At 67.6% G+C, this 17,803-nt stretch carries 9 protein-coding genes and 1 tRNA gene; 1 reads left to right on the top strand and 9 read right to left on the bottom strand.

Features of this window, described 5'->3' with window-relative positions; genetic code table 11:
* Positions 1 to 25 precede the first annotated feature (25 nt).
* Positions 26 to 1,411, bottom strand: coding sequence for a histidine--tRNA ligase (hisS, locus tag L3V18_RS03250; RefSeq protein ID WP_343226311.1), 1,386 nt, complete (start codon positions 1,409 to 1,411; stop codon positions 26 to 28).
* A gap of 206 nt (positions 1,412 to 1,617) precedes the next feature.
* Between hisS and L3V18_RS03255 the strand changes: the two genes are divergently transcribed.
* Positions 1,618 to 1,694, top strand: a tRNA-Pro gene (locus L3V18_RS03255).
* Between the two features lie 470 nt (positions 1,695 to 2,164).
* On the opposite strand, the gene L3V18_RS03260 is transcribed toward L3V18_RS03255, so the two are convergent.
* The 8 genes from L3V18_RS03260 to L3V18_RS03295 form a co-directional block, all read right to left on the bottom strand.
* Positions 2,165 to 3,724: a sodium:solute symporter family transporter gene (locus L3V18_RS03260; protein WP_237053156.1), complete on the bottom strand. Its 1,560-nt coding sequence runs from the start codon at positions 3,722 to 3,724 to the stop codon at positions 2,165 to 2,167.
* Positions 3,725 to 3,764: 40 nt separating this feature from the next.
* Positions 3,765 to 6,332, bottom strand: coding sequence for a glycoside hydrolase family 3 protein (locus tag L3V18_RS03265; protein ID WP_237053157.1), 2,568 nt, complete (start codon positions 6,330 to 6,332; stop codon positions 3,765 to 3,767).
* Positions 6,329 to 7,753: a sugar porter family MFS transporter gene (locus tag L3V18_RS03270; RefSeq protein ID WP_343226312.1), complete on the bottom strand. Its 1,425-nt coding sequence runs from the start codon at positions 7,751 to 7,753 to the stop codon at positions 6,329 to 6,331. The genes L3V18_RS03265 and L3V18_RS03270 overlap by 4 nt, the downstream gene beginning before the upstream one ends.
* Positions 7,754 to 7,781: 28 nt before the next feature.
* A complete protein-coding gene (gene xylA, locus L3V18_RS03275; protein ID WP_237053159.1) occupies positions 7,782 to 9,116 on the bottom strand; it encodes a xylose isomerase in 1,335 nt (444 codons plus the stop codon).
* A gap of 37 nt (positions 9,117 to 9,153) precedes the next feature.
* Positions 9,154 to 10,647, bottom strand: a complete 1,494-nt coding sequence (xylB, locus tag L3V18_RS03280) for a xylulokinase (protein ID WP_237053160.1) — start codon at positions 10,645 to 10,647, stop codon at positions 9,154 to 9,156.
* A gap of 16 nt (positions 10,648 to 10,663) precedes the next feature.
* Complete coding sequence (locus L3V18_RS03285) at positions 10,664 to 13,024, bottom strand: glycoside hydrolase family 95 protein (protein WP_425493469.1); 2,361 nt, start codon at positions 13,022 to 13,024, stop codon at positions 10,664 to 10,666.
* A 174-nt stretch (positions 13,025 to 13,198) separates the two neighbouring features.
* Complete coding sequence (locus tag L3V18_RS03290; RefSeq protein WP_237053161.1) at positions 13,199 to 16,048, bottom strand: TIM-barrel domain-containing protein; 2,850 nt, start codon at positions 16,046 to 16,048, stop codon at positions 13,199 to 13,201.
* Between the two features lie 49 nt (positions 16,049 to 16,097).
* Positions 16,098 to 17,801 carry a DUF5597 domain-containing protein gene (locus tag L3V18_RS03295; protein ID WP_425493456.1) on the bottom strand — a complete coding sequence of 568 codons (1,704 nt, stop codon included), beginning with the start codon at positions 17,799 to 17,801 and terminating at the stop codon, positions 16,098 to 16,100.
* Positions 17,802 to 17,803 lie beyond the last annotated feature (2 nt).

The raw sequence follows: 17,803 nt of genomic DNA on the forward strand, positions 1-17,803 counted from the left end.
GCGGAATCCATGCCCGATCCCTGCCTCATCGTCCTTCCAGCACCCGCGCCTGCTCCAGCTCGACCTTGAGCGAGCCGGCCAGCTCCTCGCGGGCGACCTCGAACTGCATCTCGCGCTTGAGGTCCTTGACCGCGACCACGCCGCGCGCCTTCTCGTCCTCGCCCGCCATCACGACGAAACGGATGCCCGCGCGCGAGGCGTACTGGAACTGCTTGCCGAGCTTGCGCGGCTCCATCTGCACCTCGGTGTTGATGCCGCCGGCGCGCAGTCGCCGCGCGATGTCGAGCGCATCGGTCAGGCCATCGGCATCCATCAGCGCGACCATCGCCTGCACGGTGCTGTCGGCGACGTCGATCACGCCGGCATCGCGCAACTGCCAGAACAACCGGGTCAGGCCGATGGAGATGCCGACGCCGGGCAGCTTCGATTTGGTGTAGTGGCTGGCGAGGTTCTCGTAGCGCCCGCCGGAACAGATCGAACCGATCTGCGGATACGCGTCCAGGGTGGTCTCGTAGACCGTGCCGGTGTAGTAGTCGAGGCCACGCGCGATCGAGAAGTTCAGCGCGTAGTGGTCCTCCGGCACGCCCAGTGCGCGGACCAGCTCCAGCACCTCGCGCAGTTCGGCAACGCCGTCGCGCAGGGCCTGATTGGCGGAGGCATCGTCGACGAGCGCGTCGAGCCGGGCGATCGCGTCGGCATGCGAACTGGAACGCGCCTTGACGAACTCGAGGATCCGCGCGACCGCCTCGGCCGGCAGCGCAAAGCCCTCGCCGGTCAGCGTCTCCCGCACGTGGTCCTCGCCCCGCTTGTCGAGCTTGTCGACCTCGCGCAGCACCAGCGCCTGGCGCTCCGGGTCGGCGATGCCCTGTGCTTCGAAGAAGCCGCGCATCAGCTTGCGGTTGTTCATCTGGATGGTGAACTTGCCGATCGCCATCTCCGAAAACACCGCGTGGATCACGGCCGGCATCTCGGCGTCGAAGCGCACGCTCAGGCTGTCCTTGCCGATCACGTCGATGTCGCACTGGTAGAACTCGCGGAAGCGGCCGCGCTGGGCGCGCTCGCCGCGGTACACGCGCTGCATCTGGTAGCGGCGGAATGGAAATGCCAACTCGTGCTCGTGCTCGGCCACGTAGCGGGCCAGCGGCACGGTCAGGTCGAAGCGCAACGCCAGCTCGGGCAGGCCTTCGCCGGCCTTCTCGAGCGCGCCGGTCGACTGCACGAAATAGACCTGGCGCTCGGTCTCGCCGCCGGACTTGGTCAGCAGCACTTCCGACAGCTCCATGACCGGGGTCTCGACCGGCAGGAAGCCGAAGCGCTCGAAGTTGCGGCGGATGGTGTCGAGCAGGCGCTGGAAGGCGATCTGCTCGGGCGGCAGCAGCTCCATCACCCCGGCCGGGGTACGTGGCTTGATCGGAGGACTGGACGAAAACGGACTGGACAAGAAAGGACTCCTGTCGGGAGGGGCCGGACGGCGTGCCGGCTCCTGCGCGCGGACTATCGAGATGCAAGCCCGACAGTCTAACGGCTGCGGCATCGCCGACACAGACGAGGCACCAAAATTCGCGCGGGGCTATTGCCACCTTCCGAACGCCTCTTTACAATGCCGGGCTCTGCCGTCGGGGTGTAGCTCAGCCTGGTAGAGCGCTACGTTCGGGACGTAGAAGTCGCAGGTTCAAATCCTGTCTCCCCGACCAATAGATTCAAGCACTTACGAGAACCCGGCCTAGCGCCGGGTTTTTCGTGCCCAAGAGGTTCTGCAGCGCTTCCGCGGCAGCGTTCCCGCAACCGCCGGCCGGATCGGGATCGAGCTGCGGGCCGGCAGGCCCGCGCGGGCGCCATACGGTCGAGCCGAAGCGCCATGCGAACTGCAGCCATGCCCCTGAGCGTGACGCGAAGGCAAACGTCGGCACAGGAACTCCGGCTGAACCGGCATCCCGGACGTGGCCATGGCACCCATGCCTTGTTGGCGCCAAGGACCTGCCGATTCTCCTCGCCCGCCGGATCTCCGCCTCCAGCATGTCCCGCCACAGGCGATCTTCGATCCTGGCGGACTGGATCCCGGGAAGAAGGACGGAAGGCCTTCCGGCTCGAAACGCTTCCGTCCTGTTTGTCTCCGCCCGTCCGCTACGCGCCGTATCCGATGACCGTGGATAACCCAGGTGCGTCACCAGAACAACGCGTACAGCGCCGCCAGGATCGCCAGCACGGCCACGGCACCGGTGTTGAAGACGGCGTCCGTTCGATAGTCCACGTCACGCGTCTGGATGACGTCCTTCTCCGGCACATGCGGGGCGGCCAGCGAAACCCCCACGGCCAGCACGAGGGCCAGCAGAAACACCAGGCCGACGCGATCGATGAACGGCAGCGCCGGCCACGCCAGCTTCAGCACGATCGACAGCACGAACGAGCCCAGCGCCGCGGCCAGCGCACCGGCCTCGTTGGCGCGCTTCCAGAACAGGCCCAGCAGGAAGATCACCACGATGCCCGGGGTGAAGAAGCCGGTGTATTCCTGGATGTACTGGAAGGCCTGGTCGAAACTGCCCAGCAACGGCCGTGCGGTCAGGATCGCGATTCCCATCGCCACCACGGCGACGATGCGCCCGGTGCGCACGATCTGGCGCTGGCCGTGATCGCGACCGTGGCTGTAGAAGTCCAGGGTGAAGATGGTCGAGATCGAATTGGTCATCGATGCCAGCGACGAGACGATCGCCGCGATCAGCGCCGCGAACACCAGGCCGAGCACGCCAGTCGGCAGCAGCGACATCATCGCCGGATAGGCCTGGTCGGGACGTTCCAGGTCCGGCGCCAACAGCACCGCGGCCAGGCCCGGCACCACCACGATCACCGGCATCAACAGCTTGAGGAAGGCGGCGAACAGCACGCCCTTCTGCGCCTCGGCGATGTCCTTGGCCGCCAGCGCACGCTGGATGATGTACTGGTTGAAGCCCCAGTAGCTCAGATTCATGATCCACATGCCGCCGATCAGCACGCTGATGCCCGGCAGGTCCTTGTAGAAGGGATTTTCCGGCGACAGGATCATGTGGAAGTGGCCCGGCGCCTCGGCGCGCAGACGCTCGAACCCGGCCCACAGCCCGGCCCCGCCGGAAAGCTGGTCAAGGGTGATCCCGACCAGCAACAGGCCACCCAGCACCAGCAGCGTGACCTGCACGATGTCGGTCAGCGCCACCGCCTTCAGGCCGCCGTAGATCTGGTAGGCCAGCGCGAACAGCGCCAGCGCCACCAGCGCGGTCATCTGGTCCAGGCCCGACACCTGCGAGATCGCCAGCGATCCCAGCCACAGGATCGAAGTGAGGTTGACGAAGACGTACAGGCCCAGCCAGAACACCGCCATGAGGATGCGGATGCGATTGCCGTAGCGCTCCTGCAGGAACTGCGGCATGGTGTGGATGCGGTTGCGCAGGAACACAGGCAGGAAGAACTTGCCGACGATCAGCAGCGTGGCCGCCGCCATCCACTCGTAGGAGGCGATCGCCAGGCCCAGCGCGTAGCCCGAGCCGGACATGCCGATGATCTGCTCCGCGGAGATGTTGGCCGCGATCAGCGACGCGCCGATCGCCCACCATGGCAGCGCCTTGCCGGCGAGGAAGTAGTCCTTCGCGTCCTTGGCGTGGCCTGCCTTCTCGCGCGACACCCACTGCGCCAGCACGAAGATGCCGGCCAGGTAGGCAAGCACGATGGTGATATCAAGTGTCGACAAACCCATGCCGTTCTCCCCTTCGGCGGCGGACGAGGCGGGTGCCCGGTCACTGGACCGGGCAATCCACCGTGACTTGCGCTTCGTTCAGGGCACCCAGAGCGATGCGCGAGACCGACAGGTCCAGTGCGGCAGCGCTTTCCAGCACCGGCACCTGTTCCAGCCTGCCCACGTCCGCTCCCGCCTTGGCGAAGCACTTCAGCGGAACGCCGACGACGGTCCACTGCCCCTGCGGCAGCGCTGCGAGCGTCGCCTGCACGTCGACGCGGCCGCCGCAGTCCCCGCCGCAGCCGACGCCCAGCCATACCGGCGCCTCGACGGCACTGTCGCGGCGCAGCGTCAACTGCAGCTGCACGTCGCCGTTGTTCTCGCGGGTGAGATCCAGCGGCGTGGCGGATGCCAGTACCAGTCTTGCAGGCGAGGCGCCCGACCACTGCAGACGGCGGCCGTCCTCCTGCGCCATGTGGTCCGTGGCACTGAGCCTGAGACTGCCGTCGGCCAGCGCCACGGGGACCGTGGTGGCTGGCATGTTCGCCTGCGATGCGCTGGACAGCTGCAGGGCCAGGCCGACGGCCGGCTTGCCCTTGGCGAAATAGACGCCGCTGGCCGACTGCTCGCCGGAAACGCCGGAGTCCTCCGGCAACGGTTCCAATTCGCCCTTGTCGGCATAGCTCAGGCCGTAGCCGAACGCGAACAGCGGATCGTAGTCCTCCTGCCCCACGTTGTTGGCGTACTGCACCGCCGTGCGCGGCCAGCTGAAGCTGAGCTTGCCCTTGAAGTCGTGCTGCACGCTGCCGTCGGCCTTGCGCAGCAGGACGTCGGCGATCCCGGCGCCTTCCGAGCCGGGCAGCCACGCGGCCACGAACGCGTCGGCGGCATTGAGCTCGCGATTGACCCACAGCGGGCGGCCGCTGAGAAACACGGCGACCACCGGAACGCCGTCGGCCTTCAGCCGCTTGATCAGCGTGAGGTCGGCATCGTTGCCTGGCTTGTACAGCAGGTTCGGGATGTCGCCCTGGAATTCGGCGTATGGATTCTCGCCGAACACGACGACCGCAACGTCCGGCTTGCGCGCATACGTGCCGTCGATCGACAGGACCGCTTCGCCGCCGGCGGCTTTCGCCTGCTGCGCGATGCCCTCGTAGATCGTGTCCGCATTGGGGAAGTCCTTGCGTGCGGTGCCAGTGCCCTGCCAGTTGAGCGTCCAGCCACCGGCCTGCTTGCCGACATCGTCGGCGCCGTCGCCGGCCACCAGGATGCGCTGCCCCGGCGCCAGCGGCAGCACGCCACCGGCGTTCTTCAGCAGCACCAGCGATTCGCGCACCGCCTGTCGTGCGACCGCTCGATGCCCGGGCGCACCGAGCAGCGCGAACTGCCCGCCGACCGCGCGCGACGACGGCTTGCCCGCTTCGAACAGACCGAGCCGGAACTTCACCCGCAGGATGCGGCGTACGGCATCGTCCAGGCGCGCCTCGCTGATCGTGCCTGCCTTCGCCGCCGCCAGCGTGCTCTCGTAGAAGCCCTTCCAGCTGTCCGGCGTCATCGCCATGTCCAGACCGGCGTTGATCGTCGCCGGACAGTCGGTATTGCTGCAGCCCTGCACCTGGCCATGACCGTTCCAGTCGCCGACGACGAAACCGCCGAATTGCATCCGTCCCTTCAGCGCGTCGGTGAGATACGGCCTGTTGCCGTGCATCTTCTCGCCGTTGACGCTGTTGAACGAGGCCATCACGGTCTGCGCGCCGGCCGCGATCGCCGGCGGGTAGCCGGCACCATGGACGCGTACCAGCTCCGGCTCGGTGATCCGGGTGTCGCCCTGGTCCTTGCCTCCCGTGGTGCCGCCATCGCCCAGGAAGTGCTTGACCGAGGCGATCACATGACGGCCGTCGAGGAACTCCGGCGTGCCGACCCTGCCCTGCAGGCCCTCGACCATCGCGCCGGCAAAGCTGGCCACCACCTCGGGCGATTCGGAATAGCCTTCATAGGTCCGGCCCCAGCGATCGTCCTGCGGCACCGCCACGGTCGGTGCGAACGCCCATTCCATGCCGGTGGCGCGCGTCTCCAGCGCGGTGATCTCGCCGATCTTCCGCAACAGATCCGGATTGCGCGTGGCGCCCAGGCCGATGTTGTGCGGGAACAGCGTGGCGCCGACGATGTTGCTCTGGCCGTGCACGGCGTCTATGCCGAAGATCACCGGGATCGCCTTGCCGCCCTGCGAGGTATCCATCGACGCCTCGTAGAACGCATCGGCCAGCGCCAGCCATTCGGCAGGCAAGGCGTCATAGCGGCCGTCGGGATCCGAGTTGCCGCCGGCCAGGACCGACCCCAGCCGGTACTTGCGCACGTCCTCCGGCGTGATGCTGGCGATGTCGCCCTGCACCAGCTGGCCGACCTTTTCCTCCACCGTCATCGTGGCCATCAGCTCGGTGATGCGCTGTTCCAGCGCGGCATCCTCGGCCAGTGGCCAGGTCACCTGCGGCCATGGGTCGGCGTCCGCCGCCGGTGCCGGCGCACCGGTCCGGTCGTCGCCGTTGCAGGCGCCCAGCGCCAGGACCAGCGCGGCCAGCAGTGCGCCCCGGCGCGGGAAGCTCAGGCTATGCATCGTCATCGTGCTCATCCCTCCATCTGCTCCAGTTCCCTGCCCTTGGTCTCGTGCACGTACTTCAGCACGAAGAACACCGAGATCGCCGCGGCGACGGCATAGAGGCCGTAGGCTGCCGCCAGGCCGATGCCGGTCAGCAGCATCGGGAAGGTCCAGGTGATCAGGAAGTTCGATCCCCACTGCGCCAGGCCCGCCACCGCCAATCCCGAACCACGGATCTGGTTGGGGAACATCTCGCCCAGCATCACCCACATCACCGGCCCCCAGGACGCGTTGAAGAAGATCACATACAGATTGGCCGCGACCAACGCCAGCACGCCCATGTCGTTCGACAGCTGCAGCTTGCCGGCCGCGTCGAGGTTGCCGGTGGAGAACGCGAACGCCACCAACCCAAGGGTGACCGCCATGCCGGCCGAACCGACCCACAGCAGCGGCTTGCGGCCGATGCGGTCCACCAGCAACATCGACACGATGCAGGCACCGATGCTGAGCGCACCTGAGATCACGTTGATCAGCAGGGCGTCGCTCTCGGAGAATCCGACCGCCTGCCACAGCACCGCGCCGTAGTAGAACACCACGTTGATGCCGACCAGTTGCTGGAAGGTCGCCAGGCCGACGCCGACCCAGACGATGGGACGGATCTTTCCGGTCGCCTTGCTGATCAGGTCCGACAGGCGCGGACGATGATGGTCCGCGGCGAGGGATGCGTCGATCTCGGCCAGCTTGCGGGCGCCGGCGTCGCTGCCGTAGAGCCGCGTCAGCACCGACAACGCGCGCTCCTTGCGGCCCTTCACCACGAGGTAGCGCGGGCTCTCCGGGATGAACAGCAGCGCCACCAGGAACAGGGTGGCGGGCACGATCTCGACCCAGAACATCCATCGCCAGGCTTCGTGGCCCAGCCACCATTCCGTGATCGACGACCCCGCCACCTTCGCCAGCAGGTAGTTGCTGAGGAACGCCGCGAACAGGCCGCCGATGATCGCGATCTGCTGCACCGTCGCCAGCCGTCCGCGGTAATGCGCGGCCGACACCTCGCTGATGTAGGCCGGCGACATCACGCTGGCCGCGCCGACGGCCAGGCCGCCCAGCACGCGGTACAGCACGAACTCCAGCGATCCGGTGGCGATGCCCGAGCCCCAGGCCGAGACCAGGAAGAAGACCGCCGCCACGATCAGCACGTTGCGCCGTCCGTAGTGGTCGGCGAGGCGGCCGGCGAAATATGCGCCGACCGCGCATCCCAGCAGCATCGAGGCCACGTTGAAGCCGGTGCCGACCGAATCGGAGTCGAACGCCCGCTGCAGGCCGTCCACCGTGCCGTTGATCACCCCGCTGTCGAAACCGAACAGGAAACCGCCGATCGTCGCCACGATGCTGACCATCACGATCAGCCGCGTGTTCTCCCCTGTACCTGTACTCATTGAGCCACCCTCTGTGATCTTGTGTCGTGATGCCGGTTCGCCACGCTCAACGCAGCAGGTACTGGTTGAGCAGGTTCTCGTAGCGCTCCTGCTTGCCGCTGGCCTGCGCGGGCTCGCCGTTCTTCGTTGCCAGCGCGGCGAGGTCGGCCAGGCCCAGCCGCCCTTCCGCGAACGCCTTGCCGTCGCCGGTGTCGAAGCTGGCGTAACGGTCGCGGCGCCACTGCTCCCACGGCGAGGCGGTCAGCAGCGCATGCGCCACCTCCAGTCCGCGGGCGAAGGCATCCATGCCGCCGATGTGGGCGATGAACAGATCTTCCATATCGGTGGACTCCCGACGCGGCTTGGCGTCGAAGTTCAGGCCGCCCACCAGTCCGCCCTGGCGCAGGACCACCAGCATCGCGCCGACGGTGTCGTACAGCTCGGTCGGGAACTGGTCGGTATCCCAGCCGTTCTGGGCGTTGCCGCGGTTGGCATCGATGCTGCCGAGCAGGCCGTGATCGGATGCGACCTGCAGGTCGTGCTCGAAGGTGTGGCCCGACAGCGTGGCGTGGTTGGCCTCGATATTGAGCATGAAGTCGTCCTGCAGCCCATGGGCATGGAGGAAACCGGCGACGGTCGCGCTGTCGAAGTCGTACTGGTGCTTCATCGGCTCCATCGGCTTGGGCTCGATGAAGAACTTGCCCTCGAAGCCGATGCTCCGGCCATAGTCGCGCGCAGCGGCCAGGAAGCGGGCGAAGTGCTCCAGCTCGCGCTTCATGTCGGTGTTGTGCAGGCAGGCATAGCCCTCGCGGCCGCCCCAGAACACGTAATGCTCGCCGCCCAGCTCAACGGTCGCCTCCAGCGCCGCCTTCACCTGTACCGCGGCACGGCTCACGACGGCGAAATCCGGATTGGTGGCCGCACCGTTCATGTAGCGCGGATGCGAGAACAGGTTGGCCGTGCCCCACAGCAGCTTCATGCCGGTCGCCCGCTGGCGCTCCCCGGCCATCGCAGCCATGTGCCGGAGGTTCTTCTCGTACTGGCCGACGTCGTCCGCGTCCGGCGCCAGGTCGATGTCGTGGAAGCAGTAGTACGGCACGCCCAGCTTGGTGAAGAACTCGAACGCGGCGTCGACCCTGGCCTCGGCCGTGGCCATCGGTTCGCCCTTCTCCCACGGGAAGCGCCGCGTGCCCGGACCGAACGGATCGTGGCCGGCATTGCAGAAGGTGTGCCAGTAGCAGACCGCGAAACGCAGGTGCTCGCGCATGGTCCTGCCGCCGACCCGCTTCTGCGCGTCATAGACCTTGAAGGCCAGCGGATTGTCGGAACCGGTGCCCTCGTACGGAATGGCGCCGATGCCGGGGAAGTACTCCTGTGCGCCGATGAAGGGCTGCGTGCTCATGGTGCGGTGTTCCTGTGGATGGGCGGGGAGGAAGACGTCAGCCGCGCTGCAGCGGCGTGACGGCGTCGAGGTGCTGGAGGAAGCGGCGGTAGGCGGCCGCGTAGGCCGGCGTGCGTGCAGGATCCGGCGTTACGGACAACGCCGGATCGGCGGTCACATGCTCGCGGGCGATCTCGGCGATGGAAGCGGCATCGCCACCGGCCCGGCGCAACGCCCACAAGGCCTGCAGCGCCGCACCGAAGGCCGCGCCCTCGGCCTGCGCGGGGACATCGACCGGCAGCCCGAACACGTCGGCCACCATCTGCCGCCAGGCGGCGCTGTTGCCGCCGCCGCCGGTCAGCACGATGCGCTCGAAGCGCATGCCGGCATGGACGAAGGCATCGAAGCCGTACTTCAGGCTGTAGGTCGCGCCCTCCATCGCGGCGCGGTAGACATGCGCAGGCGTCGTGTTCGTGGTGTCCAGTCCGGCCAGCACGCCCTTCCCCAGTGGCAGGTCCGGCGTGCGCTCGCCGTTGAGGAACGGCAGCATCACCAGCCCGCCGGCCCCGGGTGGCGTGGCGCGAACGAGCGCATCGCCCTCGCGCGCCTCGAAACCGAACAGCCGCGCGACCTGTTCGGTCGCCACGGTGCAGTTCATCGTGCAGATCAGCGGCAGCCAGCCGCCGGTGGACGAACAGAAGGCGGCCCAGCGCGCTTCCGCGTCGATCACCGGCGTGTCGGAGTACGCGAACAGCGTGCCGGACGTGCCCAGGCTCATCGCCAGCCGCCCTGCCTCCACGCAGCCGGTACCGACGGCGGCCATCATGTTGTCGCCGCCGCCGACGGCGACCTTCACCGTCGCGGGTACTCCCAGCTGCCCGGCCATGGCAGGCGCGATGTCGAACAGCGCATCCGGCGAGGCGATCGGTGGCAGACAGGCGCCGAGATCGCGATCGGGATCGGTCGCGTGCAGCAGGTCGGCCGACCAGCTCCGTGTGCGCACGTCCAGCCAACCGGTGCCGGACGCATCGCCGTGTTCGCAGAAGCGCTGCCCGGTCAACACGAAGTTCAGGTAGTCGTGCGGCAGCAGGATGGTCGCCAGCCGCGCATAGGCGTCCGGGCGGTGCGTCTTCGTCCATGGCAGCTTGGAGGCGGTGTAGCCGGCCAGGACCGGGTTGCCCGCCAGCGCGATCGCGCGCGCGGTCCCGCCCACCGCGTCCATGATCCGCGCGCACTCGGCGGTCGTGCTGGTATCGCACCACAGCTTGGCCGGCGCGAGGACGTTGCCGTCGGCGTCCACCGGCACGAAGCCGTGCTGCTGGCCCGACACCGCCAGCGCGGCGATGCGCGCGCGCGCGGCCGGATCGATCCGGTCGAAGCACGTCCGTACCGCGGCCACCCAGTCGGCCGGATGCTGCTCGCGACCGCCGTCATCGTCGCTGATCAACGCCAGCGGCGAACTCACCGTCGCCACCACCTCGCGCCGTGCGGCGTCGTACACCACCACCTTGACGCTTTGCGTACCCGCATCGATGCCAGCGACCAGACTCATTTGGTGCCCTTCGTGTTCATGCCTTCACCATCGCGCCACCGTGCAACCGGACCGTCGCTGACTCACCCGCGACGAGATCGAGTTCGAGCGTGCGGCCGGCATGCACCAGCTGGTAGCGGCCGCCGCGTGCGGAATGCAGCGTGGCACGGGCCAGCCGCCCCCCCTTCCAGGCCATATCAAGGCGCGCCGAGTTGCGCACGCATACACCTTCGACGTCGCCGTCCGGCCACGCCGCGGGCAACGCGGGGAGCAGGAAGATCGATCCGCCCCAGCTCTGCACCAGCATCTCGAGGATGCCGGCGGTACCGCCGAAGTTGCCGTCGATCTGGAACGGCGGATGCGCGTCGAACAGGTTCGGATAGGTACGCGATGGGCCGAGCAGCATGCCCAGCACCTTGTACGCACGCTCGCCGTCCCACAGGCGGGCCCACAGATTGATGCGCCAGCCGATGCCCCAACCGGTCGCTTCGTCGCCGCGGATCTCCAGCGACTTTCTCGCCGCGGCGGCCAGATCCGGCGTGTCGCGCACGTTGATCTGGCTGCTGGGATGCAGCGCGTACAGGTGCGAGACGTGGCGATGATCCATCTCGGGTGCATCCATGTCCCAGTCTTCCTGCCACTCCTGCAGCTGCCCTGCCCTGCCGATGCGGTGCGGAGGCAGGCGGTCGCGCAACGTCGCCAGTCGCCGGGCAAAGTCGCGATCCACATCCAGCATTTCGCTGATGGCGATGCACTGGCCGAAGAGGTCGCGCAGGATCTGCGCGTCCATCGACGGGCCTGCGCAGACCGAGGCGCCATGCGGGTGCTGGTTCTCGGGCGACAGCGACGGCACCGTGACCATGGTGCCCGTGTTCGGATCCTCGACCAGGGTCGCGGCGAAGAACTCGGCCGCGCCCTTGAACAGCGGCCAGATCTTCTTCAGGTACGCAGGATCGCGCCCATAGTCCCAGCGATCCCACAGTTGTTGCAGCAGCCATGCTCCACCCAACGGCCACATGCCCCACTTCGCGCCATCGACCGGCGCGGTCCGCCGCCACAGGTCGGTGTTGTGGTGGACCACCCAGCCGGGCGCGCCGTACATCGCCTTCGCAGTGTGCGCGCCGGTCTCGGCAAGGTCGAACAGCATGCGCTCCAGCGGCTCGATGCATTCGGACAGTGCGTTGGCCTCGCTGGGCCAGTAGTTCATCTCGGTGTTGATGTTGATCGTGTATTTGCTCTCCCACGGCGGGGACAGCAGGTCGTTCCAGATGCCCTGCAGGTTGGCCGGCTGGCTGCCGGGACGGGAGCTGCAGATCAGCAGGTAGCGGCCGAACTGGTGATACAGCACCGCCAGCGCCGGATCGTTGCCTTCGGCGAAGCGCGCCACGCGCTCGTCGGTCGGCAGGTCGGCGGCCGGCGTTCGTCCCAGATCGATCGAAACGCGGCGGAACAGGCGCCGGTGCTCGGCCACGTGATCGTCCAGCAGCGCCTGCCACGATTTGCGCGCGGCCGCATCCAGTTGCTCCCGCGTGATCGCCTCGGGATCGCCGCCGACGTCGTCGTAGCGGCGATAACTGGTGGCGGCGGTGAGCAGCAGCACCACTTCGTCCACATCGGCGACCTCGATGCGGTCGCCCTGCCGCTGCATGCGGCCGCCCTTGGGCAGCACGCGCAGCCGCAGCGCGAAGCGCAGGCGACCGTCGATGCCGAACGCAGCGCCGTTGCGGCCGCGCAGCAACAAGCCATCGTCGCCATCGGCGACGACTTCCGTGACCCGGTGATCGCTGTCCAGGCCGATGCGCACCCTGAGGCGGCCGGGCTTGTCCCCGCTCAACCGCACGGCGATGCACTGGTCCACCGGCGAAACAAACGTCTCGCGACGGTGCAGCACGCCGCGGCTATGGAAAGAGGTGACCGCGACGGCGCTGTCCAGATCCAGCTCGCGGCGGTACTCGCCGATGTCCGACACTTCGATGAAATCCAGCGCGAGATCGCCGAGCGGCTGGTAAGGCATCTGCTTCATCGGCCGGGCCATCATTTTCGCCTGGACCAGCGCCTCGGCCTCGGCATAGCGTCCGGCGAAGATCAGCCGACGCACCTCGGGCAGGGCGGCCAGCGCTTCGGGTGGCGTCGGATCGTAAGGACCGCCGGCGTACAGCGTGTCCTCGTTGAGCTGCAGGCGCTCGTGCTTGCCGCCGCCCCAGACCATCGCGCCGAGACGTCCGTTGCCGAGCGGCAGCGCTTCCACCCATTGCATGGCCGGCCGCGGGTACCACAGCGTCAGCGCACCCTCGCCCGCCGAGGACGCGGTCGCGCCGGCGGAACCGGCGCCAATCGGCGAAGCCATGGCCTCCCGCATGCCTGCGGCCGCCGTGCCGGCGCATCCAAGTCCGGCCATCGCCAGGCCCGCGGCAACGCCCTTGAACAACAGGCGCCGGGAGGGTTCCACCGGCGATCCCGGCGTCGTCGCATCGCTCGCTTTCATGTCGCCTTGGCGGTTGTCGCGCTCTTGCATCGGTACCTCGCAATCCGTTGGGTGGCGGCAATGCCGCCCACCCTTCATGGCCAACCCTTACGCGCCCGCGGCGCGACGCGGCACCACGACCGGATTGCCGTCGTACTCGACCTCGATGTCGAAGCCCGGTTCCAGTTGCCCCATGTCCTCGCCCGGGCCATCGATCCAGCGCACGCGGAAGCTGCGCTTGGCCGGCATGCCCGGGAAGCCGTCGCCTTCGCGCGCCCCCAGGGTCAGTTCGCCCCTGGCTTCGTCCCAGACCAGCGGAACGCGGCTGGACTGGCCGCGCTCGTAGCCGTAGCTGCGGCCGTCGTCCTCGTACAGCGAGAACGTGCCGTCGGCGCCGGTGTAGACCTCGATCGTCACCGGTGCGTCGGGCTGTTCGTCAACGTACTGCTGAACCACCGCGCGCGGCACGATGGAGCCCGCACGAACGAACAGCGGCATGCGCTGCAGCGGTGCCGCGGCTTCGATGGTCTGGCCGCCCTCGTAACGCCTGCCGGTCTCGAAGTCGATCCAGGTCGTGCCCGCCGGCAGGTAGACCGGGCGCGTCGTGGCCTTGAACGCCGTCACCGGCGCGACCAGGAAGGCCGGCCCGAACATGTACTGGTCCGCGATGTCGCGCACCTTCGGATCGGCCGGAAAGTCCATCGCCAGGGTCCGCAGCAGCGTGCCGTCCCGATGGTAGGTATCGCCGGCCAGCGTGTAGATATAGGGCAGCAGCGTGTAGCGCAGCTTCAGGTAGTGCACGAAACTGTCGTAGTGCGGCGTGCCTTCCGGTGCGATTTCCCAGATCTCGCGGTACGGGAACTGTCCGTGCAGGCGGAAGATCGGCACGAACGCGCCGTGCTGGAACCAGCGCAGGCTCAGCTCGCGCCATTCGGCCAGGTGCGCCGGATCCTGCGTCTCGTAGCGCTTCTCCGGCGAGAAGCCGCCGATGTCGAAGCTGACGTTGGGCGCACCCGCCATCGAAGCATTGACCAGGGCGGAAATCTGCTCGCGCAGGTCGTCCCAGCGCGGCACGACGTCGCCGCTCCAGAACGCCGCACCGGCGCGCTGCTGGCCTGCGAAGAACGCGCGCGAAAGGATGAAGACGCGCTTGTCCGGGTCAACCTCGCGCGAACCACGATAGACGCCCTCCGAGTGCACCAGCGGATAGGAGTTGAAGAACTCCACCGAAGGCCCCAGCGCGGTCGGCGTGGTGCGCGCCTTGCGCTCGCCGACATCGAGGTTGCTGTGCAGGTCGGGCTCGCTGGCGTCCAGCCACCAGGCATCGAAGCCCCTGCTGTTGAGCTTGTCATTGACCTGGCGCCAGAAGATGTCCCGGGCCTCCTCCGAGTACGGGTCGTAGAAGGAGCTGAGATAGCCTTCGCCGATCCAGTCGCGCTCGCCGACCTCGACGTTGCGCCGGTACATGTGACCGGCGGCATCGAGCTCCTTGTAGTGCGCTGTGGCCGGATAGAACTTCGGCCATACCGAGATCATGATCTGCGCATGCTGGTCGTGGACGTGCCTGACCATGCCGTCCGGATCGGGGAAGTACTCGGCATCGAAATCGTGCGACCCCCACGCGTCCTCCGGCCAGTACGACCAGTCGAGCACGATGGCGTCGATCGGCAGCCGGCGGCGGCGGTACTCGTCCAGCACGCCGGTGAGTTCGGCCTGGGTCTTGTAGCGCTCGCGGCTCTGCCAGAAGCCGTACGACCATTTCGGCAGCAGCACGGCCTTGCCGGTCAGGGTCCGGTAGCCGGCCAGTACCTGGTCGGCATCACCGCCCGCGACCACGTAATAGTCGATCGCCTGCGCGGCTTCTGACCAGATCGACAGGTCCTTCGCTTCGTCGGCAGGCAGCGGGTCGCGGTGCAGCAGCGCGATGTAGGCCGGCTCGATGCGGTCCCACACCAGTTTGACCTTGTGGCGCTGGCCGGACTTCATCTCGAGGGCGAACTCGTGATGCCAGGGGTTCCAGTTCTGGCGCCAGCGGTCCAGCACCAACTCGTCATCGATGTAGAGTTTGGCGTACTCGCTGTTGTACAGCGAGAACGTATGGCGGCCGTCGCTGCGGGCGGCAATCTCGCCTTCCCACACCACTTCGCTGCGACCTCCCTCGGCCAGGTTCTTTCCGGCTTCGGGGAAATCGGCCAGATCGCGAACGTACTGGTAGTTGACCGTGGACTCGCGGCGCTCCAGCACCTGCTTGCCGTCGACGCTGTAGCGTGCGGTCAGAGCACCCGGCTCGCCATGCGCGTCGAACAGGTCCAGCGTGGCGTCCAGCGGCAGCAGGCCGCGGGGATCGCCATAGCGGGTAATGGCGTTGCTGTCCCAGAGGATGCCGTAATGGCGCGTGGAGACCAGGTACGGGATCGCCTTGTCGATGTTGTGCTGAAGCAGCTCGACATCGCGGCCCTTGAGGTTCATCCAGCCCTGCTGGTGCAAGCCGGTGCCGTAGAACGCTTCGTCGTCCGGCGACTCGAAGCGCTGGCGGATGCTGTAGTAGTCCCGGCCTTCGAGCGTCACCGGCGTGAAGGTGCGTTCGCGCTCGGTGAGCAACGGCTTGCCTGCGGCATCGAAGAAGCTGACACGGCCGGTGCGCGCGTCGATCTTCGCCGATACGCCCTCCGTGGCCAGCGTCACCTCCCCGTTGGCCTCGTCGATCTTCACTTCGGGTGGCGCGCCGTTCTCGACGCGCATCAGGCTGGGCGTGCGGATGAAATCGCCATCAGGATCGGCCATGACCCGCAGGATGCCCGGCGCCACCGCTTCAACCTTCACGTCGGCGGCCGCCGCGTCCGTGGGCCTCACGATCACGCCATGATCGACCCTCTCCACCGCGCCGCTGCCCGTTGCGCCGGCGCATGCCGCGACCAGGGCCAGCAGCGGCACGCTCAACGTCTTCAAGTAACCCATCGCCTGCTCCTCCCGGGGATGCACGCCGGCATCCCGTTCCATTGATCGTTCAGTAGGTCGCCAGCTTTACCCGCAGGAGCTGCGGGACGCTGGAAAAGTTGAGTCCATAGTCGGTCTGGTCGCCGTTCCAGCGACGGCGGAACACCCACTCGCCGTCGATGTAGGTGCCTTCGTCGACGTACTCGTAGATCTGCCGGGCGGCCATCGCCGGATCGGACGCGTTGATGTTCACCCGTGCATGGGCGCCGGCCACCAGGAACTCGTCCGGCCCCAACTGCACGACCAGCGCGCGGCCGATCGGCTCCGGATTGCCGGGCGGCTCCCCCTGGAACCAGAACTGCGGCACACCATAGGTCACCACCATGTTCCAGCGGTCGTCGATCTTTACCGTCTGCACCGGCTGGCCCGGCTGCTCGGCGACTCCGCGCACCCTGCCCTCGAAGCTCGCCTGGGCGATGACGCGCGCGGCGGGGCGGACGATCGCGTAGTTCAGCGCGAACGACTCGAGCGTATCCTCGTCCACGTGCTTGGCGCCCAGAGGCCAGTTCGAGTAGCGCGAGTAGTCGATGCCGAACGGAGACCAGCCGATCGCCTGTTCGCCCAGCGCGGAGAAGAAGTAGCGCGCGTACTCCTCGCGATTGCCTGTCTCGGCGACGAACAGCGGATTGTCTCCGCGCGAGTAGCGATCCAGCACCGTGGTGTAGTGCATGTACTCGGGCATGTAGATGTCCGGAGCGAACAGGTCGACATGCGGCGCCGCCGCCTCGTAGATGTCCAGCACGTTGTCGGTCGGCCCGCCGCTGGCGTACTGCCCCGGCTGACCCGGATTGAACGGGCCGCGCAGCGCGGCATTGATGTACATCGGCAGCGGATATGCTGCCTTGCCGGCTTCGGCCACCTGGTCGATGTAGCGTGCGATGTGCCAGGCATGGAAGAACTCGTCGGCATCGGGGCCGAACGCCTCGCGCCAGGTGCCGGGGGACTTGCCCAGCTTCTTCAGCAATGCTTCCGGAACCTGGCCGTCGAACGCCGCCTGCGCCAGCGGCGAGAAGTCGCGCACGCTGCCGTAGGTACCCGGCTCGTTCTGCGGCTGCACCATGATCACGGTGCGCTGCGGGTCCGCCTCCTTCAGGTGCGTCATCAGCGCCACGAAGGCCTTGCGATCCGCGTCCAGCGTGGCCGGCGCGTGCGGCGACAGCGAGTTCAGCGTGCGCCCATCGGACGTGATCACGCGCGGGAAGCGCGCATTGTCCAGCTTGACCCAGGCCGGCGCATAGTTCGGCCCGTTGTTCTTCCAGGTGGCGAACCAGAGCAGGATCAACCGCACGTCGTGCTCGCGCGCCTGCCCGAGCAATACATCCACGAAGGAGAAATCGAACTCGCCCTCCTTCGCCTCGATCTGCTCCCATGCGACCGGCACCATCACCGTGTTCGGCTTGAGCACGTCGATCGCCGGCCACACGTCGTCCAGGGCCTGCGGCCAGTTGCTGGAGTTGTTGACCTGCGCGCCGAGCACCAGGAAAGGCGAACCATCGACCAACAAGGCATGGCGGCCGTTCTCGCTGACGATCCGCGGGATGGGCGACGCGTCCGTCGCCCGTACCCTGCCACTGGCCGATGCCGCGACCTGGTCCTTGCCGTCTTCAGGCGCCGGACGGCAGGCGGTCAACGGCCAGCTCATGATCAGGACCACAAGGAACGACAAGGCAAGCCGCTGGAACATCATCGGGAGCACTCCTGTTTCATGACGCATCG

The sequence above is a fragment of the Marilutibacter chinensis genome (assembly GCF_021725675.1).
Taxonomy (GTDB): Bacteria; Pseudomonadota; Gammaproteobacteria; order Xanthomonadales; family Xanthomonadaceae; genus Marilutibacter; species Marilutibacter chinensis.